Origin of the sequence: Candidatus Methylacidithermus pantelleriae, from assembly GCF_905250085.1 — a bacterium.
Classification (GTDB): Bacteria; Verrucomicrobiota; Verrucomicrobiia; order Methylacidiphilales; family Methylacidiphilaceae; genus Methylacidithermus; species Methylacidithermus pantelleriae.
In genome coordinates this window covers 1-24,816 of the sequence record NZ_CAJNOB010000001.1, presented here as the reverse complement: position 1 = coordinate 24,816, position 24,816 = coordinate 1, and the positions used below count along the sequence as shown (strand labels likewise).

Genomic DNA, 24,816 nt, shown 5'->3' with positions numbered 1-24,816 from the left:
TTTCCCCTATTATTTTACCACATTAGCACTCAAAGCTAAACCCCGCCTGCAGTTTGGTTGTGTCAGGCGGCGGAAAACCAGCTAGGCGATTGCGCAAGAGATCCGCCCGCAAGGCGTCCCTCTCCTCAGCATTGAGCCGCTGCGCATAGATCACTTGTAAATGGGCTGGCTGCGTTTGAATAAAACATTCGTCGATGAGCTGGCGACCGTTTTCCGGAAAAATGCCCAAATCCACTCCAAGCCGAAGAATCGAAAGGAGGTTCAATGCCTCTTTGGAGCTTAACGTATAGGCATGGGTCAAAATCGCATACGCCCGGCTCACCTGATCTGCGATGTACCTAGGTCGCTCTTGGACAAGCTTCTGGCGAGCATTTTCTTCATGCTCAACAATCTGGCGAATCACCTTATCCAACCGCCCTAAAATTTCTTCCTCGCTCTCCCCGAGCGTCATCTGGTTGGAAAGCTGAAAGAGATTCCCCAGCGCTTCGGTCCCCTCCCCATACAGCCCGCGGACCGCTAGCCCAATCCGATTGGCAGCCTTTACGATCTGTCCAATCTGGTCGCTTAAGACCAGGCCCGGCAAGTGCAGCATCGCGCTGGCTCGTAATCCGGTCCCCACATTGGTCGGGCAAGCCGTCAGGTAACCGAGATGGGAGGAAAACGCAAATTCCAATTTTTCATCCAAATCGGAATCGAGCCGATCTGCAAGTTCCCAGGCGGCCTGAAGCTGGAGACCCGCCTTAAACGCTTGCAGCCGCAGGTGATCCTCCTCATTAATCATGATACTCACACTACGAGGCCGGTTAACGACAAGTCCGCTACCCGTGTTTCTCCCGGCGAGTTCCCGGCTGACCAGATGTTCCTCCACTAGCACCTGCTTCTCTAACGCTGAAAAATGGTCCATAGTGTCACAGATGGCCGGATCCTTCATTTCGGAGTGGGAAGCCACGACGGGCAAAACGTGTTCCAATAGTCGTTCGCGTTCCGTTTTCCGTGCCCACCCCGGAAAGGCAAATCCTGTGACATTTCGCGCCAATCGAACCCGACAGCAGATGACGACGCGGTTATTGCCCCCGTCCCCTCGCAACCATTCGCTGGGATTCTTGAAAAGCTCCTGGAGTTTCACGGCCTTCTGCAACGACTCTCGATCAATAATGCATAGTTCAACCCCCGTTGCAAGAAAGCCCGACAAGAAAGCTCGGGCCAAGCGGCCGGCAAGGTTGTTCGTGGCTTGGGGTTTTCGGGGGTTGGCTCGACACTTGACCCAGAGCATGAGGGAGCTGGCAAAAAGTCAGGTGGTCTGGGCACCGGCCGGGGCTTTTCCTTTGCGAAACGTTTTTGGTGGAGACTCCCCAGGATGCTATAGGCTAGCTTTGCTCCCGGGGCTTTCACACGGCAAACACTGGTTGGGGCAGTATGAGCCAGACTTCCTCCTTTTTTAATTTCTACAAGCATGGCTTTATCCGAGCGGGGGTGGCCATTCCCACCGTCCGAGTTGCCGATCCTCAGTATAATGCCAGCGAAATTCTTTCCCTGTGGAAGGAAGCGGCGGAAGAAGAGTGCGCCCTTGTGGTCTTTCCCGAACTTGGACTGTCCGGATATTCCTGCGAGGATCTTTTCCACCAGGAAGCGCTTTTGCAGGAAAGCCTCGCAGCCCTTGCCTGGCTCAAGGAAAAAACACGCGAGCTACCCACGGTGGCAGTGGTCGGGCTCCCACTACGCGTGGACCAGAGCCTCTTTAATTGTGCCGTTGTACTGAGCCAAGGAAATATTCTTGGGATCGTTCCCAAGACCTACCTGCCCAATTACCGGGAGTTCTACGAGGTGCGCCACTTTGCCAGCGCCGATACTGCTCTGACCACCGAAGTAAACCTGTGTGGACAAGAGCACATTCCCTTTGGCCCTGGGCTTCTTTTTGCGTGCAGGGAGTATCCGCAATTTCTGTTTGCGGTAGAAATTTGCGAGGACCTCTGGGTACCCCTCCCTCCTTCCACACTCGCCACCTTGGCCGGAGCGACGGTTATTGTGAACCTTTCGGCATCCAATTACACTGTTGGCAAGGATGATTATCGGAGGTTGCTCGTTTCCAGTCAATCAGCCAAATGCATCTGCGCCTATCTCTATGCTGCCGCTGGTTTTGGGGAGTCGACGACTGATCTGGCATGGGATGGTCAAGGGCTTATCTATGAAAACGGGCAATGGCTGGCTGAAACGGAGCGCTTCTCCTACCAGTCGCAGCTGGTCACCGCCGAGATCGATCTGGACCGGCTGGTGAGCGATCGCATGAGGCAGAATAGTTTTCACGATTGTCGGGCTCGTTACCGTCCCTTTTTGGCAAGATACACAACTCGATCCTTTTCGCTTGGGCTTCCGCGATCTGGGCTTCTTCCTCTGCGGCGAATCTACGGGCGGTTTCCCTACGTCCCGACAGAAGCAGCACGCCGAGACGAGCGGTGTCGCGAAGTGTTCCAGATTCAAGTCCAGGGACTTGCGAAACGACTAACCGCAACTGGAATCCAGAAGGTGGTGATTGGTGTTTCGGGAGGACTCGATTCGGCTCACGCCCTTGTGGTCTGTGCCAGGACGATGGATGTCCTGGGTTTCCCCAGAAAAAATGTCTTAGCTTTCACGATGCCTGGGTTTGCCACGTCCAAGCGAACCCTAGCCCAGGCGCGGAAACTCATGGACGCCCTAGGGGTGGACGGAAGCGAGCTAGATATCCGCCCGAGTTGCCAGCAAATGTTGAAAGATCTCGGCCACCCGGCAGCTCGCGGAGAACCTCGCTTCGATACCACCTTCGAAAACGTGCAAGCTGGGGAACGAACGAGTCATCTTTTCCGCTTAGCTAACTGGCATGGAGGCCTTGTGGTGGGAACGAGCGACCTCAGCGAACTTGCTGTTGGCTGGTGCACCTACGGGGTGGGGGATCACATGGCTCACTACCAGGTCAATGCCAGCGTTCCCAAAACGCTCATCCAATACCTGTTGCGGTGGATTGCCAGCACTCGACAATTGGGGGGAGAGGTTTCTTCCGTTCTCCAGGATATCTTGGAAACCGAGATTAGCCCCGAACTTGTTCCGGGCGATCATCCGGACGAACCAGGACAGAAGACCGAAGAGGTAATCGGGCCGTACGAGCTGGTGGACTTTTTTCTCTACTACACGCTGCGATTTGGTTACGACCCGGCTAAGGTTGCCTTTTTGGCCTGGAGCGCCTGGAGGGACCCGGATCAAGGACAATGGCCGGACGTGCCCCCGCAACGTCGGCGTGCCTACCGGATGGAAGAGATTCGCAAGTGGCTAGGCGTTTTTCTCTGGCGCTTTTTCAAGCTCAGCCAATACAAGCGAAGCTGCCTACCCAATAGCCCGAAGGTCGGTTCGGGAGGGTCGCTCTCCCCCCGGGGAGACTATCGGGCTCCTTCGGATAGTGAAGCTACTCCTTGGATCGCGCGATGGGAATCGATTCCCAGGGAGGATCCGCTCTAAGGGCGGGGCAACCGTTTGAGCGACAACTGCTTTTCGCCCTAGGAACCTTCCCAATAGCTTCTTTCTCTGGACAAAGGGAAAACCATGGTTCCCAGGCTTAGCCAAGCGACCCTGGGGATTTCCCATCCTCGAACGTTCTGGCGGAGGGCGACCGGTCTACTCGCCGGTTCCGCGCCCCAAGGAATGGAATCGTCGCTCTGCCTATGGGAAAAGAAACAAATTCGCTCCAAGGCGAAACTTGAACACCCCTTTGGTTAGGCTAGCTGGGAGGACTTTTTTCCTCTGGAGTGGAGGAATCCTTCCTTTTCCCAGCTTCCTTGCGGAGCGACTTTTGGGGAGCTTTGTTGGCTTTAGCCCTTTCCAAGCAAATACGGACAGAGCGGGCATGGGCATCGAGTCCCTCGATCTTCGTGAAAACATCGACATAGGAAGCGACGCGTCGCAGAGAAGCCTCCGAATAGGCGATGTAGCTGGTTCGCCGATAAAAGTCCACGACAGATAGCCCACTAAAGACGGCCGCTCCCCCTCCGGTAGGAAGCACGTGGCTCGGTCCGGCCAAAAAATCGCCGACCGATACGGGGGAGAATTTGCCGACAAAAATCGCGCCGCAATGCCGGATGTTCCGAGCGATCCGTTCGGGTTTTTCAATCATAAGGCTCAAGTGCTCGGGGGCGAAGGCTTCCACCACGGCGATCGCTTCAGAGAGACTGGGGACCAGGATGAAGTAGGATCGCTTGCGCAAGCATTCTCCAATCGCATCAATCCGGTAGCAATCTTTGTATTGTCTTTGAAGCTCCTTGCGGACCTCCTCCATGAGTCCCGGAACCGGGGTGGTAAGCAAAACCGATGCATCTTTTGCGTGCTCTGCTTGGGCTAAAAGTTCCGCGGCGACCACGGCCGGATCGGCACTCTCATCGGCGATCACGGCCACTTCACTCGGCCCGGGAAGGAGGTCCACGTCCACAATACCAAAGACCTGCCGTTTTGCCTCCATCACATAGCGGTTACCCGGTCCAAAAATTTTTTGGACTTTGGGGATGCTTTCTGTCCCAAACGCAAAGGCGGCGATTGCCTGAGCCCCCCCTACTTGATAGATCTCCGTAGCGCCAGCATAAAGTGCGGTCCAGTGGAGGACCTCATCCACGGGGGGCCGGGTAGCAAGGGCAATTTCTTTCACACCGGCGACGCGTGCTAACGTGACGGTCATAAGCACGGTGGATATCAAGGCTGCCTGACCGGCAGGGATATAGATTCCCACTCGATCCAGAGGATGGTACAATTCGCCAATCCTCGCCCCTTCTTGGTTTCGTATCATTCGCTGGCTCGGTCGTTGCGCCAGGGCAAACAGCCGGATGTTTCGATGCGCCCATTCCAGGGCAGCTCGAACCTCCCGAGGAGGGGTCGGCGGGCGCCTCTCCAGCTGGAAGTTCTCTACATCGACCCAATCAAATTTTTTGGTGTACTGCCGGAGTGCATTGTCGCCCCGGTGCCGTACGGCGCTGAGAATTTCCGTTACCGTTGCAGCAACCTCCGGAGAGGGCTCTAAGCGTTTGCTCCATTTTTCCAGGAGCCTCTCCCAGGAAGGCTCCCCGTAGCGGATGATTTTCGGCAAATGTGGCATAGGGTTTTCTTTCTGCTGAGGGACAATAGGATTTGTTGCAAGCACAAAAGGTTTCCTTCCAAGGATCTGCTCGGTAGCAGGGGCCAAAAATGGCTTTGACGATTTCTTATGGCTTTCCAAATGCGTTGAGGGAAAAGGGACATTTGTTTCGCCGGACCTACAATCGGAACGTGTGTTGTTTGGTTTCTGTCCTTCGGCGTGCGTGCCTCCCCGAACTTGGGTAGAGAGGATCACGGCAAGAGAGGTTTTTCTTTCCATCGAAAGCTCTCCCAACCATTTTTTTGCCGTCATACAGGGCAAGCTTCTCTCCCGTCTCTCATGGCGAGCCGCTCCCATGGATCTTACGTTTCGGTTGTCCCACCTTTTCCGACCCATTCTCCCTCGCTCTGCAGGGCCGTCCATAGAAGGGTGGAGCAGGCTTGCACAGCCTAGCGTCATCGGTTCCAGCGAGGATCTGGGGTTCGGTGGCTCATTGTGGAAAAAACGAGTTGCCGACCAAGAGAACCATCACTCGTCATCTTAAGGCAGCGTTGTCCGGACCAAGGGGGCAGCTCCCCGAGAATGGCCAAGAGGATCGGGAGAAGGACTCCGACAAAAATGGTAGGGCACGGTCGGTCGGTGCGCGGAGAGGCTTTCCAATGCTCAAAGGCCTTGGAGCAGAGGATCGGTAGCAATGGGAAGAAGGGAGCCCGATCGCGCTTAAAGCCACCAGGGGATTCCAAAGGACAAATTGAGGGAGGCAGAGGAGCTTTTGGACACAAGGTTCTGGGAGCCAAACGCTTGTATTGGGGAAACTTCTGACCCACTCCAGCGCCTCCTTGCTATGGAACCATGGGCTTGGGCCAAATAGTTGTGTTTGTAAAGAATGCTTTCCCGTGACCCAACCGGGCAAAAGATCGCACCTTTGCAATCCAATTCGGATCGATCGTGTCGTCTGCTCGCCAACAATCCCGCTGGCGTATGCCAAGGAATTTCCTGCGGGGCACCACCGAGGGATCCCAGAGGTTGTTTGTCGATGGTGGGCTTATAGCCTATTGCCATTCGATCGTGCCTGGGGGCTTGGAGGTAATATCGTACGTGACCCGGGAGATTTCGGGGACTTCGGCGACAATTCTTTGGGCGATGCGGTTTAAAAGCTCCTTCGGAAGGTCCACCCAGTCGGCCGTCATTCCGTCCTGGCTTTGAACCACTCGAATGGCAACCGTAAGACCATAGCTACGCTGATCCCCCATTACGCCAACCGCTCGGACGGGCAAAAGAACCGCAAAGGCTTGCCAAACCCGCTCCATCCAACCGGACCGTTCCATTTCTTCGAGCAAGACGGCATCAGCTTGCCGTAGTGTTTCCAGGTTCGAGGGGGTTACAGGCGCCAAGCAACGAACGGCCAAGCCAGGACCCGGGAAGGGATGGCGGTACAAAAGCGAGGGAGGAAGACCAAGCTCCTTGCCCAGCTGGCGAACTTCATCCTTAAAGAGGTTTCGCAAGGGTTCCAAAAGACGGAAACCCATCTTTTGGGGAAGACCTCCCACGTTGTGGTGGCTTTTAATCACGTGAGCCGGGTGTGGAACTTTGCCGCTTTCAATAACGTCCGGGTACAGTGTCCCCTGGGCAAGAAACCCCACGTTGCCGACCTCCCTCGCGACCTCGCGAAACACAGAAATAAACGTCCGGCCGATAATCTTGCGTTTTTTCTCAGGGTCTGCTACTCCACGAAGTCTCCGAAGGAACCGGGCCCCAGCATCCACCACCCGGAGCCGGATCCCTAGGTCCTGGGAAAAAACTCGTTCGACAAGTTCTTTTTCCCCTTTCCGCAAAAGGCCGGTGTCCACAAACACGCAGCAAAGCTGAGAACCGATGGCCCGGTGGAGCAAAAGGGCGCACACCGAGGAGTCCACGCCACCGCTGAGGGCCATAAGGACCTTTTTCGTTCCGACTTCTCGTCGAATGGTCTCCAAGGTCTCCTCAACAAAGTTGGCCAGGGTCCACGTGGGCCTGACACCGCAAATTCGAAAGAGAAAATTGGCAAAAATCTCCTTCCCCAGTTCCGTATGGGAGACCTCCGGATGAAACTGAACCCCGTAAAGCCGCTCTTGCTCCCAAGCAATCGCAGCGTTGGGCTCGTCTTTCGTAAAACCGATTCGGCGAAACCCAGCGGGTAGTTCTTCCACGCGATCTCCGTGGCTATTCCACACGCCAAATTGTGACGGAAGCCCCGAGAAAAGAAGCGACTCCCCGTCCTGGATGAACTCCCCGTATCCGTACTCCCTGCGCCCGCTGGGCCGCACGCGACCTCCCCGGAGGTGAACCAGGAGATGAAGCCCGTAACAGATCCCCAAAACCGGAAGGCCCAAGTCCAAAATCCGTGAATCCATGACCGGCGAGCCCACCCCGAAAACACTTTCGGGCCCACCGGAAAGAACGACACCCCGGGCGCCCCAGCGGAGGAGCTCCTCCGGCGCAATCTTGTAAGAAAAAATCTCCGAGTAGACACCCAGTTCTCGAATGCGTCGAGCAATGAGCTGGGTATACTGGGAGCCAAAATCAAGGATGGCAATCCGGTCCTTTATCACAGCGGCTCACACCTCGCAAAAACTTCCCGCCGAGCTCGTCCGGCCTTTCTATCGGCTTCCCATCCCAACGGATTGAACGATTTGAAAAAGCTTGCCTTCTGACTGGATGGAAGGGGCAATCACAATTTCCGTTTCTTGAAATTCCCGAATGTTTGCCGCCCCTACATTCCCCATACAGGTCATAAGGGCCCCGACTAGGTTCTGAGTCCCATCGTCTACTGTCGCCGGGCCAAAGAGGATTTGCTGGAGCGTTCCCGTGCACCCTACATGAATGCGCGTTCCTCGGGGCAGATTTGCGTGCGACGTCGCCATTCCCCAGTGAGTCCCTTTCCCCGGGGCCTCGAGAGCGCGAGCAAAAGCCGATCCAATCATAACGGCGTCTGCCCCACAAGCCAGTGCTTTACAGATATCGCCACCCCGCCACATTCCCCCGTCCGTAATAATGGGAACGTAACGTCCCGAACGCTTGAGATAGGTATCCCGGGCCGCAGCGGAATCTACCGTTGCGGTGACCTGCGGAACCCCTAGCCCAAGAACGCCGCGCGAGGTACACGCAGCTCCCGGGCCCACACCAATCAGCACGCCGCAGACCCCGCATTCCATTAACTCCAGCACCACATCGTAGGTGACGGCGTTGCCGACCAGGACAGGGACCTTCATCTTGCGACAAAATTCGGCCAGGTCCAATGCTTTGTATTCGCGGGAAATATGCCGCACCGTGCTTACGGTGGATTGCACGACAAAAACATCCACACCTGCCTCTTGGGCAATGGCCCCAAACCGCTCTGCTCTCTGGGGAATGCACGAGACCGCAGCAAGGACCCCATTTTTCTTTAGTTCGCCAATCCGCTGTGCGATCAGGTGCTCTTTAATCGGGGCCGAATAGATTTTTTGCAATAGTTCGGTCACACACTCTTGGTCTGCGCGCACAATCTCCTCCAGAACCGGTTCGGGATCCTCGTAGCGTGTCTGAATCCCCTCCAGGTTGATCACCCCTAATCCTCCCAGCTTGCCCAGAGCCGTGCAGAAGCGAACGTCGGTTACCCCATCCATCGCACTGGCCAAAATCGGGATTGAAAGTCGAATGGGGTCACCCTGCGGATGTGGGATTTCAAAGCTCACATCCACCTCGTTGGGATTAATGGTGACGGAACCTGGAACGAGCGAGATTTCGTCGAAACCGTAACAAACTCTAGCTTTTCGATTTCTACCAATCCACATTCCCATGTTTTCTTACACCTCCAATGAAGGATTTTCTGGTTCTTGAAGCCCGCTGCACCGAGGGCAACGAACTCGCCAGGGAGAGGGTTCCGATACGTATCGTGCCCTGCAGAAAGGACAAACCCGGATCCGGCGCTGGGAGAGCTGCTGACGATAAGCGCGCCATTCAAAATAAGACCACGCGATAGCAGCCGAGGCAAGCGAAAGAAAAGCATAGGAAACAAGGAACTTACTCAGGCTCATGGGGAGTTTCCTTTGGCCTCTTTTGGCTCGGTAAAATGCCACAGGACATAGGCGCGGGTCCATTCCAGGCCCCGTCTTCTGGGGCTAGGAGGAAAAAGAAGCTCGTGCGCTTTTTTCCATGCCAGTTGATCGTGCTCCGCCTTTCCCGAGCTTTCTTCCAGCAGCACGTACTTGACTGTCCCGCGGGCATCCACACCCAGTCGAAGGACCGTCGGATGAGCTTCCGATACTAGCCCGATGGTCACCGACGGTAAGGACCACCCATCCCACGGCGTCCCGTTTGGCTTTGTTCCCTCCCACTGAATCGTGGTTTCTTCCGGCAAAGGGATGACCTTTGCGTGCGCCGGATAGTGAAATTCTTCCCAGGGAAAAGAAAGTTTTTCTTTCGCTAGCTGGGTAAGATCCGGGACTGGGGCCACCGGGACCCAGGGCGGTGCCGGCACCAAGCCAGGGCCCGGTCGGCTAGAGGACTTGGGTGGGTTCCGAAGACTTTGGGGGAGTTCCTCTGGGGTGACCGAAACCGGATTCGGAGGCCGGACAACGGAACTGGGATCCCGCAGGCGTATCCAAAACCCAAGATCTTCGGCAAAGGGAGCCTGCTTTCTACCCGGTACAAGGGCAAAAACCCTCGGGGACGGGAACGTTCGAACCGGCAAACGAAACCCTTCTTCCCGTGCAGGAACAAGCACAAGGATGGCTAGATGCGACAGAAACGAAAGGAAAAGAAAGAAAAAGAAGGCTCCCCGGGTCTGGCTTTCCTTTCTTCCCCAAGGCGTAAGAAAGAGGTTTTCGTTTTCCATTCCCTTGTCCCTTCATTGGGCTGTTTCGGGCTTGGCTGTCGCTAGCACCACCGTCCAGTGGTGTTCGAGGGCCACGTTCATAACCTCCATAACCCGACCGTAGGGAACTCCTTGGTCCGCCCTCAGGATAAGTGTCTTTTCTCCCGGCTCCCGAGACGGACGATCGAGCAAAACTGAAAGCTCCTGAAGCGAGACAGGCTTTTGCTCAAAGAAAATCAAGGGTTCCCCTCCCTGCTGGCCAGTTGCTGGCGGGATCTCGAGAGACGGGGAGCGGGAAAGGAGTGTCACAATCGGAAATGTGGCGGGATACCCGTAGCCAATGGCACTTTTGGGGAGTTCCACACGAATCCCTGTCTGGAAGAGGACGGACCGGCCGAAAAGAAAAAACAGGCCTACCAGAAGCAAGACATTGACAAGACTAATCACTTCGATCCACTCCCCCATCGTGAATGATCGGCGAGGCAACCCGACCTGAGTCTGGCGGAGTGGGCGAAGGAGATGGGGTTGTGGTTTGACCCAAGACCAAAGCATGAGTGATCTCCACAATGGCGTGTTCTAAGTCATCGATCATCCGGTACACCCGGTAACAAAGCAAATGATACGCGAGCCAGCTGAGGATGGCGACCGCTAAACCGAATCCGGTAGAAACCAGAGCTGCCCAGATCCCCTCGGCGATTTCTTGGATCGAAAGGGCCGGCAGACTCTGGGAAAGGCCGGAAAACGTCTGCATCATGGCAAAGACCGTTCCCAAAAAGCCCAGAAGGGGGGTTATGGTGGCAATCGTAGCCACGATGGGCAGCCGTGCTTCCAAGGCCGGTAACCATGTGAGGGCGGTTTCCCGGAGAACTTCTCGAAGCTCTGCAGGTGGCAGAGAGCGGAAAACAATCGCTTTGCGAACCAGTTCCGGGACGGGCCCCCAGGTTTCTTCGCAGCGGGCGATCGCTTCTTCATACCGACCCCGGCGTACGAGAGCCAGAATTCCAGTGAGAAACTCCGGGACGTTCAACTCGCAGCGCCGGTAGTACACCCATCTTTCCAGGAGCACCCCGAACGTGATGACACTACACCCAAGAATTGGCCAGATGATGGGTCCTCCCTTGGCCAGGGCTTCCGAGAGGCCTAGGGAATGGCTGGAAGACCCGAGGGAGATCATGGTAGCGACATTCATGGGAAGGCCACGCCCAAAAAAGGAAGCCTCCTACCAGATAAACGAGCGCTTCTGGGCTAAAACCGATCCGGAGCGAACGATGGAAAACCTCCAGGCAGAAACCGGACCGTAGTTTTCATACGCTCGCCCCGTTACAAAAAAGGTCGATCGTATTGTTCCGTGGGCTTCCGGATATTTGAGCTCCTGTACGAAAATTTCGTCTCGGGAGCCGATTTGGCGATACTCGAACCGGGCGATCACATCGGTGAGCGGCTTGCGGCTTTTCCAAAGAAAAAGAAAGATGTGTCCCTCCTTTTCCTTTTGCTGTTGTTCCGAAGCCGCTCCGTAGTTCCAATACTTGCGCTCAAATTCGAGTGCCAGGTTCCCTCCCGTTTTATAGCGCTTGGGATCGTTGAGGAGTTCGAAGATCTTAACTACTCTCACGGAAGTTTCCGGGCTCTGGCGAGTGCCCGCTGGCAAGGCTCTTGCGGCAGTTTCAGGGGATTCCTTGTTGCGGGTTGCCGCCGGGCAGTAAGGCCCGCTATACGATAGAAGAAAGCTTGTAACGAAAAGCCAGGCCACCTTCGGAACAGGGTGCAATTCGAGGTAAGCTCTTTTCAATGGGATCCTCCGATTCCCCCTGCGTTGGCTTTTCCTTTTCCCTCAACTCTCCCTCGAACGACGATACAAACTTCTCCCTTAACCCCTTTGGTTTTATACCACTCCACCAATTCCCCCGGCTGGCCCCAGCGAAGCTCTTCGAACATCTTGGTCAGTTCCCGAGCGATACAGAGCTGGAGGTCTGTAGCTACCTTGCAGGCGTCCTCAAGAGAGGCAACCAGCCGGTGGGGAGATTCGAAATAGACGGAGGTAAAAACTCGGGCGCTTGCCTCTGCCCACTCGCGGCGTCGAGCGCCAGGCCGGCGTGGAAGATAGCCTCCAAAGTAAAAGGGCGTCGTGGGGAATCCCGACTGGATAAGCGCCTGCAAGATGGCAGAAGGCCCGGGGATCCCTTCAACGCGGATTCCTTCCCTCCGGCAGGCTTGCGCCACTCGTTCCCCTGGGTCACAAAAGCACGGCATACCGGCGTCGGTAATTAGGGCAATTGTTTGCCCGCTTTTCAAAAGGTCAAGAATCTTAGGAATTTGGCGTGCTTCGTTAAAACGATGTACGGAGAGGAGAGGTTTTTGGATTCCATAACGGTCCAAGAGAATTCGGCTTCTTCGCGTATCTTCGGCCGCGATCCATTGGACTTCCTTGAGTACCCGCAAGGCCCGAAGGGTAATGTCTTCAAGATTACCGATAGGCGTTCCGACAAGAAAAAGAGTTCCCTCCTCCGGTGCTTTCTCTTCCCCCTTCATTGAGCATCACCAGTGCAATGGCTCGTTTTCCTTCTTTTAGGAGGTATGGACCCGGCAGATCTCCTTAGGCATGCTAGCAAAAAAGAAGAATTTCGCGCGGTCTTTTTTTGGCGGTTTTTCCGCAGGGAACGGGTTTAGCACGTTTTGGGACACTCGCCCTCTATCCCGCTTTTTTGGAACTGGTCCCGACCCCTTTTCTTTTTTTGCCGGACGTTTCCCCAGGGATTGGTTCCTTCCGGTCGCCCGTTGCTGGGCGCCCGGTCAATGGAAAGAAAAACTTCTCTTCCCAGGTCCTTTCCAACCCACTCTTTTACCACCGGTCTCGATGGGAAAACGAGTAGTGTCTTGGCATGGTGCAGGCTTTTTTTTAAGCCTATTCCCATCCTGCGAACTTTTTGAACCTTTTTTGTCTAACCTACCGGTTGAAAGACCTCATTTGGTGGGCCTGACAAAAAAAGGAAAGCTAGAAACTTTGACGGAGGGAACGGTTTTGGCCTCTGGGAAACGTGAGCCTCCCCGGGAGCCCAAGAACGCACCAGGAGACAAGGGATTTTTTTTGCCGATCCAGCTAACAAACCTAGGGAGACCGTTGGAAACGCACCCAACGAGGGTAACAAAATCTTCTTACAAGAAAAACGAGCCAAAACAGTCGCTAGCTTGTGAGCTGTGAGATGCAACGTTGAAAGTGGTAAAAGACGAAAAGAGAAAACGTTCTTTCCCTGCCTTCGTTAGAGAGAGCTGTCGAGCAAGGGTCGGCCGTGGTATGGGAACTCTTGGCGTGGCATCGAGATGGATGCTGGTGCCCAGTATCTAGTAGTAGTTCGGCGGCCATCGGCTTGCCCGGAGCCTCCGGTAGGCACCTGGGGAAAGAAAACGGGCGGGCGTTTTGGTGGGCAGAAGGGTTTCTTTCGTATCATAGGCAGTAACTTGGTGCAAAGCGAGGGTTTTCGTTCCCAATCCCGGGTTGCCACCGGGGTTTGAGCGGATACATTCCGTTTCTAGTGTGCGCATGGGTTGGTTTGGGCGTATCGTCTGGTTACTCTTGGTCCTTTTGCCTTCCTTGTTTCTGGGGAGTGGGCTTTTCGATCTGCTAGCGGAACAGTTGCCTGAGCTTTCCCGTTCAATCCTTTTTGAAGGGATTCCTGAGACCTCGGAAAAGACCACGCCTCTAGAGAATCTTTCGAAAGGAAAGCTAGCGCTTGCCTGGCAGGCTTCTGACGGCACAGATAGGGACGTTCTGGAGCGGATCGAGCTAATGAAAGCTTCGGAAGCTCGATCTCCCGAAACGCCTTTACCCCTCTTTCCCCATCCCACGGTGGTTCAAGGTTCCGGTCAGGAGTTTAGCTGGAGGGAAAGCGAGGTAGTTTCCCAGTCTCGAACCGAGCTGCCTGCAGGTCTCTCGCTGGATTCTTTTCAGGGTATCTCTTCCTTTGAGAATTCGCCCTTTGGAAGCGGCTGGGGTGAACAAGACGTGCGCTGGTTCAAGCGAGAGAAAGACCTTTTGGAGTGGCGAGCGGCTCAATACACGAAGGGGAGTTTCTCTCTTTCTCAGGAGGAATCGACGGTTCACTCCGGGCTAGGGAGTGCCTTTGAAAGTAGCCAAAAACAGGGACTTGCCTTCCAACTCGATCAGAGATTGGGAGAACTCCCCGTAAATCTATGGGGTCAGACGGGGACCCTCCGGTCGACCGATCGCGGGTTATTGGGAGGTGACCAATGGATGCAGTCAGGCTGGCAGAGTGGCCTCCAATGGGAGAGGGGGAAGGAGCGTAAAGAGGGTTTGACCCTAGGATTAAGGGAAACAGAAACCTCTCTTTTGCCCGGAACCCGAGAATCGGCTAAAGGCGCATTTGGAGAATGGCGCCAGGGACTTTCTTCTCGTTCCCGCTTTAAGGTCCGCGCTGACTACAATCGTGCAAGCCAGGAAAGTCTTCTGGATCGGAACGTCAAAGACCGGTTCCTTTTTTCAGCTGGGCCCGAAATCCAGCTCAAGGACTCGCTTTCTGCCGGTGTGGAAGCAAGCTACCGGGTGGGGGAGCCCACCCTTGCGGATCAGCTTTCGGGCCGTGGGGATCCAGGAGTTATGTTTAAGCTACAAGGCAAGTTTTAGAGCAAGTCCTCGATATCCGGGAGTGTTCCGGTCAGCCGGTCGCCTTTTTGCGCTTTGCTGGTTGCCAGGCATGACTTAGGGTAGGGTCATCCTACATGGATGCAATAGGAAATCACATTGTGGCGTGGCGTCGGCTTTGGGTTTGGATCCTCGTAACGGGTATCCCCATTTTTCTTTCTGGCTGCGGGTATAACACGCTCCAGTCCAAGGACGAAGAGGTCAAAGCGGCTTGGGCGGAAGTACTCAACCAGTACCAGAGGAGGGCCGATCTGGTGCCTAATCTTGTCCGGGTCGTTCAGGCGTATGCTGCCCACGAGAAGTCGGTTCTCGAGGAGGTAACCCGAGCCCGTTCCCAGGTGAGCGCCATTCAGGCGACGCCAGATCTAATCAAGGACGAAGCTGCTTTCCAGCGATTCTTAGCAGCGCAACGGGAGCTTACCGGAGCTCTTTCACGACTTCTTGCGGTCGCCGAAAATTATCCGCAGCTCAAAGCCGATAACCTTTTCCGGGATCTTCAAGCCCAGTTGGAAGGAACAGAAAACCGCATTGCGGTTGCGCGAAACCGCTATATTAAAGCGGTCCAAGAGTATAATGTGATCGTGCGTTCTTTCCCATCGAATCTTACGGCTTCGTTCTTTGGTTTTAAAGTCCGGCCTTCCTTCACCGTGGAAAACGAACGAGAAATCTCCCGGCCTCCCAAAGTCGACTTTGGATTACCCCTGCCGGCCTCCTCTTCGGGAAGATAGAAAGCTATGGATTGGCGGGTCCTGGTCGGAGGAGTCATTACCCTCAAGCTTTGCGGGATGGCACTGTGCGAGCCGGCGGCCATTGCGCAGGATCGGGGGCTAGCACCGATCCCCCCTTTTCGATCCTATGTGACGGACCTCGTTGGCCTTCTTTCTCCGATGGAGAAAGCCGCCTTGGAAGAGCGCCTGCGTGAGTTTGCGGCTCGTCGTGGATCTCAAGTGGCCGTTCTTATTGTAAAAACGACGGCACCGGAAAGTATCGAGCAGTATGGAATCCGAGTGGTCGAGGAGTGGAAGCTTGGCCGCAAAGGGGTCAACGATGGGGTGCTTTTCCTTGTGGCCGTTGCTGACCGAACTGCCCGCATTGAGGTTGGGTATGGCTTGGAGGGAATCCTTCCGGATGTCATTGCCAAACGGATTCTGGAGGACCGGGTTTTACCCCATTTTCGTCGCCATGCCTATTACGAAGGGATCTCCGAGGGGATTACCGCGATTCTTTCCCAGATTGAAAAGGAAAATCTCCCGGGTCCCAAGAATACCACTCTGCTAAGACAGAAAACCTCCCCTCTCAACCTCTTTGTAGGGCTCCTGCCTTTTCTTTTTCTACCGGCCGTCTGGTTGCGCGCGGCTTTTGGCCCTTTCAAAGGCTCCTTCCTAGCCGCCGTCGTGGCTGGGCTCCTTAGCTGGGCGCTTCTCGGGAGTATCCTGATAGCCCTTTTGTTGGGGATGGTCATCTTCCTTTTTACCCTCCTCCTTCCTCTAGCTTTCGTCGGAGGCTCCGGAGGCCCTTGGATCGGAGGAGGCCCTTGGATTGGGGGAGGAATGCCTGGGGGAGATCTACCGGAGGATAGACCTGTGGGTGGGGGTGGAGAATTTGGCGGAGGGGGAGCCTCGGCACGATGGTAGAGGGTAAAAAAATTTTCACCCGGAACCCAAGACGCAGGGTAGATGATAGGATAAAACCCCGTTCCCTCCCTAATAGAACCTTGCTAGCCGAAGGTCCCCCGGAAACGAAAGGTCTTTGGACCGGTCGGGCTTCTCGCATTTCCTTTGTGCTGGAGCGATGGTATGAAAGGCAAGCTGATGCGTTTCGTAAGCCCCCGGCTTTCCAGGCCACTTCCGTGGCCCGCTTTTGTAAGGGATTGTCATGAAGCTAAGGCGGTTGCTTCGACACCTGTGGCACTCTCCGAGGGCGCTACGGCGGACCTTCCCACCGTCGGCCCTCCGAGCGATTGAGGAAGCGGTGCGAGAGGTGGAGTCTCGATTTTCCGGTCAGCTTCGTGTGGTTATTGAAGGTGCTCTGGATCTCCATCATCTTTGGAGAAACGTAAGTCCTAGGAATCGGGCATTGGAGCTTTTTTCAAGTCTGCGCATGTGGGATACGGAGCACAATAATGGAGTGCTCTTCTACGTCCTGGTTTCGGATCGGAGTATCGAGCTGGTTGCGGATCGAGGGATTTCCGGCCGGGTTGCTCCGGAAGAATGGGAGAGAATTTGTAATCTGGTGGCCAAGGAATACGCCCGGGGGAATTTTGCTGAGGGGACCCTCGCCGGGATCCGGGCCCTTGGCAATCTTTTGGCTCTGTATTTCCCCAGAGGGGAGAGAGTGAGCCCAAACGAGCTTGAGGATCGACCGGTGGTGCTGGAAAAGGGTGTCCTACTAGAGGAAAAGAAAAATCCCGAGCCGTAAGCCAAAAAAAGAGGGAGAGTGACACTTGACACTTTCGGCCGTGTGGGTTACTCAAAACCAGCCGCGGGCAGGCAACAAAAGGGGGACAAGGGTCTAGAGAAAGGAACGGGCCAAGACCGGACACCATGTAGGTCGGCCTCTTTTTGGATGATTCGAGAGGGGCTCTGAAAGTGACACCTGCCAACGTTGGCTTTCTAACACAAACCTTCGTGGGGGCAAAAAGGAAGCCGAGGTGGGATGTTTGTCGAGACGGAAGCCCGTTTGGGCGGTTGCATAACTCCAAAGGGATAGCCTTCGGACATGGGACTCCTTGGGTGAAAAACTTTCTCAAAAATAGAGTAATCTCAAAAAGGAACTTGGTAGAGCCATGACGGAAAAGGGGAAACGCGTGGTCCCAGGACGTTCCTCAGGTCCTCCGACTTCGGTTCAAAGCGCGGCCAGAAGTGTACACGATCGAGGGAAAGCTATCACCGAGAGCGTGGAAGATTATCTTGAATGCATCTATCGGCTGATCAAACAAAAGGGTTACGCCTGTGTTGCGGACGTCGCGGAAAGTCTGGCGATCAATCGCTCGAGCGCTTCTCTCATGGCTCGACGGTTGGGAAAACTTGGCTATCTCGCTCACCGGAAGTACCGTGGGTTTACCCTAACCCCCAAAGGCAGGAGAATCGCCCAGGGAATTGAAGAACGGCATCACATCTTAAGCCGGCTTTTTGAGCAACTTTCTCTCGATCCTCAACAATACCTAGCTGACATCGAGGGTCTGGAACATCATTTATCCGAGGCAAGCTACCGGCGTTTCTGTGCCCTTGTGGAGCACCTCGATCGATATCCGATGGGGCTCTAGCCATACACTTGCAGCTCAAAGCCGCAAGTTTGTCCTTACCACCCCGGCCGTATTGGTGCTGAGCTCCCCGAGATGCCCCATGTTCAATCGGCTGCAGCGCGAGAGCAAAAGCGACCGGGACTTGGGTGTTTTGGCGATAGCTACGGAAAACCCTAGGAAAACTTGTGCCGGTTTCGACTGGCTTTCCCAGTGGATGCGCACCTGGGAGAGTTGCAATGGGTATCGCGCGCGTCCGGCAGAGGCTGAGACAAGACTTTCCCTTCGCCTGCTGGTGATGTGGTTTTTACGGTTCTTCCATCCGCCAGTGTTTTAGGCCACCAATCTCGTCTCATCAGGCGCCTGGCCGTCTTTCGCGCCTTTGACCCAAAAAGGAAGCTCCTCCATTTCCGAGCAACCACGCAGGATGCGTCAGGTCTTGTAACCGGAGAAACGGGAAGCCTGATACGGGGCGGGGGTCCTCTTTTGGCGAGGCGCGGTCTTTTTTGGAGAACCATGCATAGGCAGATTGGCGGTCCTTAACTGAGTCTCCGGGTGAAGTGTCCTATAAGGAAAGGAGAAAACAAGAACCGTCTTAGCCTCGACGGCAGGTAGGAGAAGAAGCCACCGAAAGAGATGGAAATAAGGTACGCTAGTTTCGGTCGCAGATTGTTAGCTCAGCGAATTGACGGATTTATCGTGGGTTTTTCAGTGAGGTCTAATCGTCGGGGAAGGGCTTGAGCTCTTGTGGCCTGACGAAGAAAAGTGGGCGCGGGAAGGCCTGGCGGTGTTGTTGTCGAGTAGCGTTTGTTGGCCATATGAGCTCTTTTTTGTGGGGCTCAAAGGCCAAACCCTGGGCAAAATGTTGATGAAGATCAAAGTGTTGGTCTAGATGGCAACTCCCCTGGTTTGGGCCGGGCATTCGTCCGTACCCTAGTGAAGCTCCCTATGTTCTTTTATCCATGGTTTTTCGTGGTTCTGTCTCTTTTTGTCTGTGCCCGTAGAGTGGCTTGCCCTTCTTTACTTTGTTTGCCTCTCTGCTTGGGGCCTTGGTTTAGTTTGGATGCTCCGGGACCCAAGGCGCCAATGCTGGCACGATAAGCTAGCTAAGACCCTTGTACTAAGGATACATCAAAAGTTCCAGCAAGGAGGCTCCTTAATCAGTTAGGTCTCCAGGAAGCTCGATTTCCTTGGTGGACAAGGGATACTCTGGAATTCTCTGGAAGCAAGCGGTAGGGTATGCTAAAAGGAGCGCTCGGTCGAATTCCTTAAGAAAGGACGAGTGGTGAATCAAGGCAAGCCGCCATCCGGCCTAGGTTTGCTTGCTATAGTTACTAGTTTTCTTTTTTCCTGCTCAGTTTCTTACACCCCTTACACTGGAAGGGAGACTTATCCAGCCGCCCCAGGAGCCTTCTCGGAGAGAAAGAATGGGATGCCCGTGTACTGGTCGTATCCCGATCGTCCATTCAGGATCCTCGGGGAGATTGAGGCGAGTTACCACAAGAGCGGGCTTGTGGGGATTATGGCTAGTTCCAGCGTCTGGGACGAGATTGTGGAGAAAGCTCGGGCGGTTGGAGCCAATGCAATTTGGGTTGTGGATAAACGGGAGAAGGTTGTCGGGTGGGCATCGGGGGCCAATGCGCAGTATTCAGGCTGGGGAGCAAGCGCGTCTGGGTGGAGTTACCCTATTTTACGTGGAGGTTACAGTATTTTGGCGATTCGCGTTCAATAGATGGTTACTGGTTACCGGCGAACCTGCGAGAAGGGATTAAGAGCTTTACCTATGGCTGGATCAATAACAAACGGCTGTTTTATAGCTGTGGGAATGATGGGCAGGAGAGTCTATGAGGCATCTAGCCCCGGGGGTGTAAAGCCTAGGTTTTTCGGAATAGAGGCTCCCCCCGCCTAGGGGCGTCTCCTTTCTATCTTCTCGCGCGCGAGAGAAAGCCCTTTTTAAAAGTACTGAGCTTGTCTATCTCTCCAGAATCTTTGATAAACCGACTTTTTCATTGTCTGCTACCCCTCTGTTGCCTTCCCTCCCACACTGGCTCGATCATCAGACGCGATTCTAACTTAAGTTCGGTACTGATTGAAGGTAAGTTAGTGGCCAAGAGACCAGGCCGTACTTTCTTTGTTTTCCCCACGCGTAGTCTTGCGCGAGCAAGGTTATCAAAAGTTTCCTTCAAAAAAACCAGCCCTCATGCCCCTCGTTCCCAACAAAACGGGCATTCCCTGGGGCTCTTCCAAGGCTGCCGGGCCTACCGTAGGCTTCCCCAGGTTTTTTGACCTTTGTAGTTACAAGTTAAAAACTTACGGAAAAGTGTGTAGGGTCAATGTAAACGGGATGTGAAGAAACATTTTATGGCAAGCAAATGGCAGGTGTTGCAAGTTGTACGCATATATGTCCAGGAGGTTCGTACCCGTTGCAACGGGAAGGTGTGCCGGCAGGTCGGGGGGTTCACCGGTCCTACCGCGTGGCGAAAGAGGGAAAGAGAAGGAATTGGGCCAATGGGAGGCGGCTCCCGGTCGACAGGCAAGAGGTTGTTCCAACAGGCTTCAAAGGGCAGAAGCTTCTCCCTGGAGGGCTTGCACATGGGGGGAGGCGTTACATGATGGGGCGTTTGAGGTACAGGAAGAGATGTCGCGAAGGTGGGGTCTAGAGGAAATCCCTGGAGGAGTGAGAACGGAGCGGAAGCAGCCGTTGATTAAAGCGATCGCTTTCGGAGCGGAGGGTTTTGCCTCTTCGAAGCGTGCGTTGCGGGGGAAAGCAAGGGGGAAAGTTTTAGGGGAACTGTGCGGGGTGCAGGCAAAAAACTTGGAGGAAGAGCAGCTATAACGGGCGGTTGGGTGGGTGAAACGGGGGTGGGAGCTAGGTGGAAAGGAAGCTCAATCGTAGGGTTTCCCTGCGGGGAACGAGTTTTCTCCTTTAGAATCTATCCCGTGTGTGCTTTGAAGGGGCAGAGCCGGAGGGACTGGCCCGTTATGGAGAGAGCCGGAATCACCGAGGGGATCGGCACTAAGTCCTTCTTGTCGATTGCGACCGGTGCTCAAGAAGTTTGGATTTTTTGTAAAGTAAAGATTTCGGGGTCAAACCCGGCGGATTCGAAGACGCTTCTGGGGTTCCTCGTGAGACTCCAACGAGGGTTGGGGATCCAAGAAAGAACCTTTGTTTTTGATGGAGGATGGGAAAAGCCGGTGGAACTTCGAAGCGCTGAAAGTGGAGAGGGCTTGCCTATTTCACTTGAGCTAAGAGAGGCAAAGCTCCAAGAGCGATTGTCGCGATCTTCCCAAAAGATGGGGAGCTTTGGCTTACTGACCCGAGTTAAGCTATGGGGGTGGAAGCCAATGGGGTTCGATCTCTAATGGCCCGAGGGAGATGGCCTAGGCCTTGAGCGATCGCGCCCGGTGGAAAACCCGGCTGGCTTCTGCTAAGGAGGTATTGGCCGACATTCGCAAAACGATCGCGCCAAAAGCCGATCCGCTTAAACTGGCGAGCCCGGTCGGTTGGTGCGTTTTCTTTTGTCTGCAACCCCATAAATACTTTGGAGTAGGCGGTCGAGCCTCGCGGCCCCTTCTGGCGGAAACGTACAGAGAGGAGCGGCTCCCAGAAGAGGAAGCGATCCATGGCTGGTATCTCCCGGAGCTCCGTCTCTTACCGCCGGAAGGTTCCTCACTCATTATAAGCGACGTGCCGAGGTTTGAACTGGCCTTTCCCCAGCTCAAAAGCTCTCTAGAAGCCCGTCCCGTGTATCACTGGCGGGGGGGCGACCCGAGTCCGCAATACCACCAGGATCTTTTTCCTGCCTACGGGCTCACCGCCCGCCTCCGAGAGCCCAAGGGATCCGGAAAGGCTTGCACGGAGAAATCCCCCAAACTCCTTCGTGGCCTTTAAGCCATCCGCGTAGCGCGGCTTTTGTCTGGAGGCAAAATTTTTAGGGGCGGGTGCATTGTGAAACACGCAAAGAAGGGAACGAACTACTTTCCAAAAAGCAGGCCTGCTTCCCCTTTTTTTTCTCACGAGGCCCCCCAGTGGATCAGCTAGGCAGGAGGAAACCATTCAATCGTTCGGCTACAGTAATGTAGTTTGAGACCGTGTGGAAGGTATGTTAGGGGTGCAGTTTTGCTAGATTCTAGCCCTGACGACGTTCCCTGCGGGGGTAAAACGGGCCTAGGCCTTGCGGACCGGGATGGCCACTTCAAGAAAGAGGCCAAGCTTACCCCTAAGGGTCTTGGGGAGAGTGCCTTCGCTTCTTGCATAGTGGAGAAGCAGAACAAGCGCCACCTCGGTCCAAAACGAGGTTTTGGCGTCGCACGGGAGGGGCCGTTGCCTCTACGGGTTTCATTGCGTAGTCTTTACTTCCGGAACTGGGTCAAACCGAGCGTGCGGGCGGAAAAGAAAAACGTTTCGGTTTTAGAACCTGCGCTTTGGGAACGGAAACACGGTGTTCGGTCTTGTGGAGGAAGCTAGTTTTGGAAGTGGGTGTCACTAGAAGGCAGGCTTATTATGGTAACGGAGGGGCAAGAGAGCTTTTCGGGGGCAGGGTTAATTTGAGGGAGCGGTGCCCGCAGGCTTTTTGGCTTGGATAAGAGCTTTGGAAAAGGCCCGTAATTGAAGGCAGAGAAGTGTAAAGGAGTGAACACGAAAAGAAAGGGTTGGCTGGCATTCTTGTTCTGGGTATTTTCTTCCTATCTTTTGTGCGCCAATTCCCTTTCGGGAATCCCACCAAAGCAGGAGCTATTGGCTAGAATCAACGAGTACAGGTTGAGTCACGGGCGAAAGCAGCTCCAGCCGGATTCAGACCTCGAGACTCAAGCCCAGCGATGGGCCCAGGTGATCGCACGCGAAGGGGGGCTCTCCCATGGAACAGATCTACGAGGGCAAATGAGGCAGGGGAGGTGGGGATACCTTGTCGAAAATCTTTTTGTCATGAGTCCTCCCTTGCGGCCTGGTGTGATTATGGAACACTGGGAAAAGAGTCCAGCTCATCAGCGTAACCTTTTGGATCCCAGAATCGAGTCGGCCGGGATCGGATTGGCCAGTGGCAGAGGTGGCTTCGTTTATGTTGTCTTTCGGGGAGGGGTGGAGCGCAGTTCCTCCCAACAAGAGGTCTTGCGATCGGCCCATCGCAAAGGGTGGTACTTTCGGCTTTTCCCTTGGTTTGAAGGACATTGATAAGAAAGGGCGTTGGAAAGTCTTTTCAAAAGGAATGCGGTCCATTATCCGTGCGAAAGCCGGGAACAGCATGTTCCGAAAAAGGTTGTGGAACGCAGGATTATCCCCCTGTTGAGGCAAGATTTGCCGCATTTTGTCCTGGTTTTCTCAACGGAAAGAAAAGTAAAGCGGGAGATTCCTCGCCCAATTCCATCGATCTCGCCGGCTGGGTTGGCCTCGCTCCTTGGGAGGTGAGTCAGGGAGCTTCTTGTTTTGCCGTGCACAAGACTACGTGCCAGGCGGATTTTCTTTGTTGGGTTGGAATGGTTTCCTATGAAAAACGCCAAGGGCTTCTGAAGGAGGTTTGGGAGGAGGCCAGCTTATCCAGTTCCAGTCCCATTGAAGCCCGTCTTTACTTTGGGTCCAAACGACAAGAAAGTTGCTTTGGCAAAATGCAACTCTTGGATGAGTCGTCGTAATCCCTTGAGGCGAGATCGGTTGCGGCTCGGTCCAGTGAACTCCGCGGTCGCTAGATTTGGCTATCCAGACACGATACGTTGATCCATCCCACTGGTTCCAGGCGGCCAGAAGCGTCCCGTTCCCATCTCCAGCAAGATCGACAAAACGAGCGTTGGGATCCCCTAGGCGAACGGGCGAGGTCCATGTAAGCCCATGGTCATCACTGGAAAGAAAGTAGATACCAGTACTGCCTGGTTTTCCCGTCTGGACCAGCGCCCCGATCCAGTTGATCCTCCCTTGTTTCCAGAACGCGAGAGCCCCTCCCCAATGGGGGCATCCTTGGAATTCCCAACCAAAATGGCCTACCCATCCGCAATCGTTCCAGTGGGTCCCTCCGTCGTAGGACCATGCCATGCGCATGTCTCGAACGGGCGCATCTCGGTAGAGCATATACACGTGGTCTTGCCAGCAAGCCACACGGATCCAGCAGCAACTACAGGTTTCGGGGTCAATGATCCGGTTGGCTTCCCAGTGGCTCCCTCCGTCAAGAGACCGGGCATAGATCAATCCTTGTTTGCCCGCCCGGCTGTCAAGCCAGGCTAAATGGAGCCGGCCTTGGTGATCATAAGCTAAATCGGCAAATTCGTGCCCCCCTTGGCTTTGGTCATCCGAAGGATTGGGTCCAGGCTGCCAGCTCTTTCCTCCATCAAAGGATAAAGCCGTTCGCATAGGGCCTGCACCCATGTAGCCGGTTCCGGGAACCGTCCAGAGGGCAACGACTTGGGATCCATGGACAGCGATCTGGGGATCATCCCCTCGGTGGGGAACCCTAGGGGATTGGCCTTGGGTTGGGATTTCTGTCGGAAGACTCCAGCTCTTGGTTCCAGGATCCCAATAACGGTAGAAGAGCTTGACCTGGGCAAGCTCTTCCTCGCGATTTGCTGCGGCAAGAAGAAGATGCACTTTCCCAGAATCAGGGTAGAGATCTAACCCCACCACTCCTGAAGGTCCGTCCGGGTGAAAGAAAGACGAAGACCGGGCAAGTTGTCCGAAAAGCGAGAGGATAAGAACAGGACCGAGAAAGAGAGCCATCCATGTTATCAACATCACAAAAATCCAACGAAGTCTCTGATCATGGAGTTTTAAAAAGTCCATTGGATACCTCCGTAGAGAGCCCATCCCGCACCCGGATAAAAAACCGGCTGGTCGTGTCCCCGAGCCGTCACAATCGGGGCGACAGTGGCCGCGTAACGCTGGTTCGTAAGGTTACGACCTTCGAAGAAAAAGGAGGGTCCTTTGGCTCGTTGGACTCCCATGCGAAATCCAAGGATGGCCCATCCGGGAGCGGCCAAAGTGTTGGCAAAGTCGGTCCAGACCTTAGAGGAGA

Annotated in this window: 24 protein-coding genes and 1 pseudogene; 13 read left to right on the top strand and 12 right to left on the bottom strand. The window is 54.8% G+C overall.

Annotation, left to right across the window (positions count from 1 at the left end):
- Positions 1–22: 22 nt before the first annotated feature.
- Positions 23–1,207: a protein arginine kinase gene (locus KK925_RS00130; protein ID WP_236027778.1), complete on the bottom strand. Its 1,185-nt coding sequence runs from the start codon at positions 1,205–1,207 to the stop codon at positions 23–25.
- Between the two features lie 209 nt (positions 1,208–1,416).
- On the opposite strand from KK925_RS00130, the gene KK925_RS00125 reads away from it, so the two are divergent.
- A complete protein-coding gene (locus tag KK925_RS00125; protein ID WP_174581582.1) occupies positions 1,417–3,486 on the top strand; it encodes an NAD(+) synthase in 2,070 nt (689 codons plus the stop codon).
- Between the two features lie 259 nt (positions 3,487–3,745).
- Here the strand turns inward: KK925_RS00125 and hisD are convergent, their stop codons facing one another.
- The 8 genes from hisD to rsmI all read right to left on the bottom strand — a co-directional run bounded on the left by hisD (position 3,746) and on the right by rsmI (position 12,449).
- Positions 3,746–5,107 carry a histidinol dehydrogenase gene (hisD, locus tag KK925_RS00120; protein WP_174581580.1) on the bottom strand — a complete coding sequence of 454 codons (1,362 nt, stop codon included), beginning with the start codon at positions 5,105–5,107 and terminating at the stop codon, positions 3,746–3,748.
- Positions 5,108–6,138: 1,031 nt separating this feature from the next.
- A complete protein-coding gene (gene guaA, locus KK925_RS00115) occupies positions 6,139–7,677 on the bottom strand; it encodes a glutamine-hydrolyzing GMP synthase (protein ID WP_174581579.1) in 1,539 nt (512 codons plus the stop codon).
- Between the two features lie 48 nt (positions 7,678–7,725).
- A complete protein-coding gene (locus KK925_RS00110) occupies positions 7,726–8,904 on the bottom strand; it encodes a GuaB3 family IMP dehydrogenase-related protein (RefSeq protein WP_174581578.1) in 1,179 nt (392 codons plus the stop codon).
- Between the two features lie 233 nt (positions 8,905–9,137).
- Entirely contained in the window at positions 9,138–9,941 is an 804-nt protein-coding gene (locus KK925_RS00105; RefSeq protein WP_174581577.1) for a hypothetical protein, read from the bottom strand.
- Positions 9,942–9,953: 12 nt separating this feature from the next.
- Positions 9,954–10,385 carry an ExbD/TolR family protein gene (locus KK925_RS00100; RefSeq protein ID WP_174581576.1) on the bottom strand — a complete coding sequence of 144 codons (432 nt, stop codon included), beginning with the start codon at positions 10,383–10,385 and terminating at the stop codon, positions 9,954–9,956.
- A complete protein-coding gene (locus KK925_RS00095; protein ID WP_214096163.1) occupies positions 10,360–11,109 on the bottom strand; it encodes a MotA/TolQ/ExbB proton channel family protein in 750 nt (249 codons plus the stop codon). Before KK925_RS00095 ends, KK925_RS00100 begins: the two co-directional genes overlap by 26 nt.
- 30 nt (positions 11,110–11,139) lie before the next feature.
- Positions 11,140–11,532, bottom strand: coding sequence for a hypothetical protein (locus KK925_RS00090; RefSeq protein WP_174581574.1), 393 nt, complete (start codon positions 11,530–11,532; stop codon positions 11,140–11,142).
- 173 nt (positions 11,533–11,705) lie between these two features.
- A complete protein-coding gene (rsmI, locus tag KK925_RS00085; protein ID WP_174581573.1) occupies positions 11,706–12,449 on the bottom strand; it encodes a 16S rRNA (cytidine(1402)-2'-O)-methyltransferase in 744 nt (247 codons plus the stop codon).
- A 107-nt stretch (positions 12,450–12,556) separates the two neighbouring features.
- Between rsmI and KK925_RS00080 the strand changes: the two genes are divergently transcribed.
- Positions 12,557–12,790: a hypothetical protein gene (locus tag KK925_RS00080; protein WP_174581572.1), complete on the top strand. Its 234-nt coding sequence runs from the start codon at positions 12,557–12,559 to the stop codon at positions 12,788–12,790.
- A gap of 469 nt (positions 12,791–13,259) precedes the next feature.
- Here the strand turns inward: KK925_RS00080 and KK925_RS00075 are convergent, their stop codons facing one another.
- A complete protein-coding gene (locus KK925_RS00075) occupies positions 13,260–13,460 on the bottom strand; it encodes a hypothetical protein (RefSeq protein WP_174581571.1) in 201 nt (66 codons plus the stop codon).
- On the opposite strand from KK925_RS00075, the gene KK925_RS00070 reads away from it, so the two are divergent.
- The 11 genes from KK925_RS00070 to KK925_RS00015 all read left to right on the top strand — a co-directional run bounded on the left by KK925_RS00070 (position 13,453) and on the right by KK925_RS00015 (position 22,991).
- Positions 13,453–14,559, top strand: coding sequence for a hypothetical protein (locus KK925_RS00070; RefSeq protein ID WP_174581570.1), 1,107 nt, complete (start codon positions 13,453–13,455; stop codon positions 14,557–14,559). The genes KK925_RS00075 and KK925_RS00070 overlap by 8 nt on opposite strands.
- Positions 14,560–14,654: 95 nt before the next feature.
- A complete protein-coding gene (locus tag KK925_RS00065) occupies positions 14,655–15,305 on the top strand; it encodes a LemA family protein (RefSeq protein ID WP_174581569.1) in 651 nt (216 codons plus the stop codon).
- Between the two features lie 6 nt (positions 15,306–15,311).
- The gene (locus KK925_RS00060; RefSeq protein WP_174581568.1) at positions 15,312–16,211 is read left to right on the top strand and encodes a TPM domain-containing protein; all 900 of its coding nucleotides are present in this window, start codon (positions 15,312–15,314) and stop codon (positions 16,209–16,211) included.
- A 241-nt stretch (positions 16,212–16,452) separates the two neighbouring features.
- Positions 16,453–16,995 (top strand): TPM domain-containing protein, encoded by a 543-nt coding sequence (locus KK925_RS00055; RefSeq protein ID WP_174581567.1) that lies wholly within the window; start codon positions 16,453–16,455, stop codon positions 16,993–16,995.
- A gap of 367 nt (positions 16,996–17,362) precedes the next feature.
- On the top strand, positions 17,363–17,842 hold the full coding sequence (locus KK925_RS00050; RefSeq protein ID WP_174581566.1) for a metal-dependent transcriptional regulator: 480 nt from the start codon (positions 17,363–17,365) through the stop codon (positions 17,840–17,842).
- A gap of 721 nt (positions 17,843–18,563) precedes the next feature.
- A complete protein-coding gene (locus KK925_RS11365; RefSeq protein WP_214096162.1) occupies positions 18,564–18,710 on the top strand; it encodes an RDD family protein in 147 nt (48 codons plus the stop codon).
- Positions 18,711–19,250: 540 nt separating this feature from the next.
- Positions 19,251–19,550, top strand: coding sequence for a hypothetical protein (locus KK925_RS00035; RefSeq protein WP_174581563.1), 300 nt, complete (start codon positions 19,251–19,253; stop codon positions 19,548–19,550).
- Positions 19,551–20,219: 669 nt separating this feature from the next.
- Positions 20,220–20,654, top strand: a complete 435-nt coding sequence (locus KK925_RS00030) for a hypothetical protein (RefSeq protein ID WP_214096161.1) — start codon at positions 20,220–20,222, stop codon at positions 20,652–20,654.
- An 11-nt stretch (positions 20,655–20,665) separates the two neighbouring features.
- The gene (locus KK925_RS00025) at positions 20,666–21,181 is read left to right on the top strand and encodes a hypothetical protein (protein ID WP_214096160.1); all 516 of its coding nucleotides are present in this window, start codon (positions 20,666–20,668) and stop codon (positions 21,179–21,181) included.
- A 25-nt stretch (positions 21,182–21,206) separates the two neighbouring features.
- Complete coding sequence (locus KK925_RS00020) at positions 21,207–21,710, top strand: hypothetical protein (RefSeq protein ID WP_174581560.1); 504 nt, start codon at positions 21,207–21,209, stop codon at positions 21,708–21,710.
- 741 nt (positions 21,711–22,451) lie between these two features.
- Complete coding sequence (locus KK925_RS00015) at positions 22,452–22,991, top strand: CAP domain-containing protein (RefSeq protein ID WP_174581559.1); 540 nt, start codon at positions 22,452–22,454, stop codon at positions 22,989–22,991.
- Positions 22,992–23,258: 267 nt separating this feature from the next.
- Here KK925_RS00015 and KK925_RS00010 read toward each other — a convergent pair whose 3' ends face one another.
- Together KK925_RS00010 and KK925_RS00005 are read right to left on the bottom strand one after the other, a co-directional pair.
- Positions 23,259–24,584 (bottom strand): exo-alpha-sialidase, encoded by a 1,326-nt coding sequence (locus KK925_RS00010; protein ID WP_174581558.1) that lies wholly within the window; start codon positions 24,582–24,584, stop codon positions 23,259–23,261.
- A pseudogene (locus KK925_RS00005) lies at positions 24,572–24,816 on the bottom strand (TonB-dependent receptor family protein); the annotation flags it as partial. The gene KK925_RS00010 and the pseudogene KK925_RS00005, both read right to left, overlap by 13 nt.

What these genes read in the sequence shown, in the direction of transcription:
- KK925_RS00125 (WP_174581582.1), top strand. Translation starts at nt 1,417, where the DNA reads ATGAGCCAGACTTCCTCCTTTTTTAATTTCTACAAGCATGGCTTTATC.
- hisD (WP_174581580.1), bottom strand. Translation starts at nt 5,107, where the DNA reads ATGCCACATTTGCCGAAAATCATCCGCTACGGGGAGCCTTCCTGGGAG.
- KK925_RS00110 (WP_174581578.1), bottom strand. Translation starts at nt 8,904, where the DNA reads ATGGGAATGTGGATTGGTAGAAATCGAAAAGCTAGAGTTTGTTACGGT.
- KK925_RS00105 (WP_174581577.1), bottom strand. Translation starts at nt 9,941, where the DNA reads ATGGAAAACGAAAACCTCTTTCTTACGCCTTGGGGAAGAAAGGAAAGC.
- KK925_RS00100 (WP_174581576.1), bottom strand. Translation starts at nt 10,385, where the DNA reads ATGGGGGAGTGGATCGAAGTGATTAGTCTTGTCAATGTCTTGCTTCTG.
- KK925_RS00095 (WP_214096163.1), bottom strand. Translation starts at nt 11,109, where the DNA reads ATGAATGTCGCTACCATGATCTCCCTCGGGTCTTCCAGCCATTCCCTA.
- rsmI (WP_174581573.1), bottom strand. Translation starts at nt 12,449, where the DNA reads ATGAAGGGGGAAGAGAAAGCACCGGAGGAGGGAACTCTTTTTCTTGTC.
- KK925_RS00075 (WP_174581571.1), bottom strand. Translation starts at nt 13,460, where the DNA reads ATGCGCACACTAGAAACGGAATGTATCCGCTCAAACCCCGGTGGCAAC.
- KK925_RS00065 (WP_174581569.1), top strand. Translation starts at nt 14,655, where the DNA reads ATGGATGCAATAGGAAATCACATTGTGGCGTGGCGTCGGCTTTGGGTT.
- KK925_RS00060 (WP_174581568.1), top strand. Translation starts at nt 15,312, where the DNA reads ATGGATTGGCGGGTCCTGGTCGGAGGAGTCATTACCCTCAAGCTTTGC.
- KK925_RS00055 (WP_174581567.1), top strand. Translation starts at nt 16,453, where the DNA reads ATGAAGCTAAGGCGGTTGCTTCGACACCTGTGGCACTCTCCGAGGGCG.
- KK925_RS00050 (WP_174581566.1), top strand. Translation starts at nt 17,363, where the DNA reads ATGACGGAAAAGGGGAAACGCGTGGTCCCAGGACGTTCCTCAGGTCCT.
- KK925_RS00035 (WP_174581563.1), top strand. Translation starts at nt 19,251, where the DNA reads ATGCCCGTGTACTGGTCGTATCCCGATCGTCCATTCAGGATCCTCGGG.
- KK925_RS00030 (WP_214096161.1), top strand. Translation starts at nt 20,220, where the DNA reads ATGTCCAGGAGGTTCGTACCCGTTGCAACGGGAAGGTGTGCCGGCAGG.
- KK925_RS00010 (WP_174581558.1), bottom strand. Translation starts at nt 24,584, where the DNA reads ATGGACTTTTTAAAACTCCATGATCAGAGACTTCGTTGGATTTTTGTG.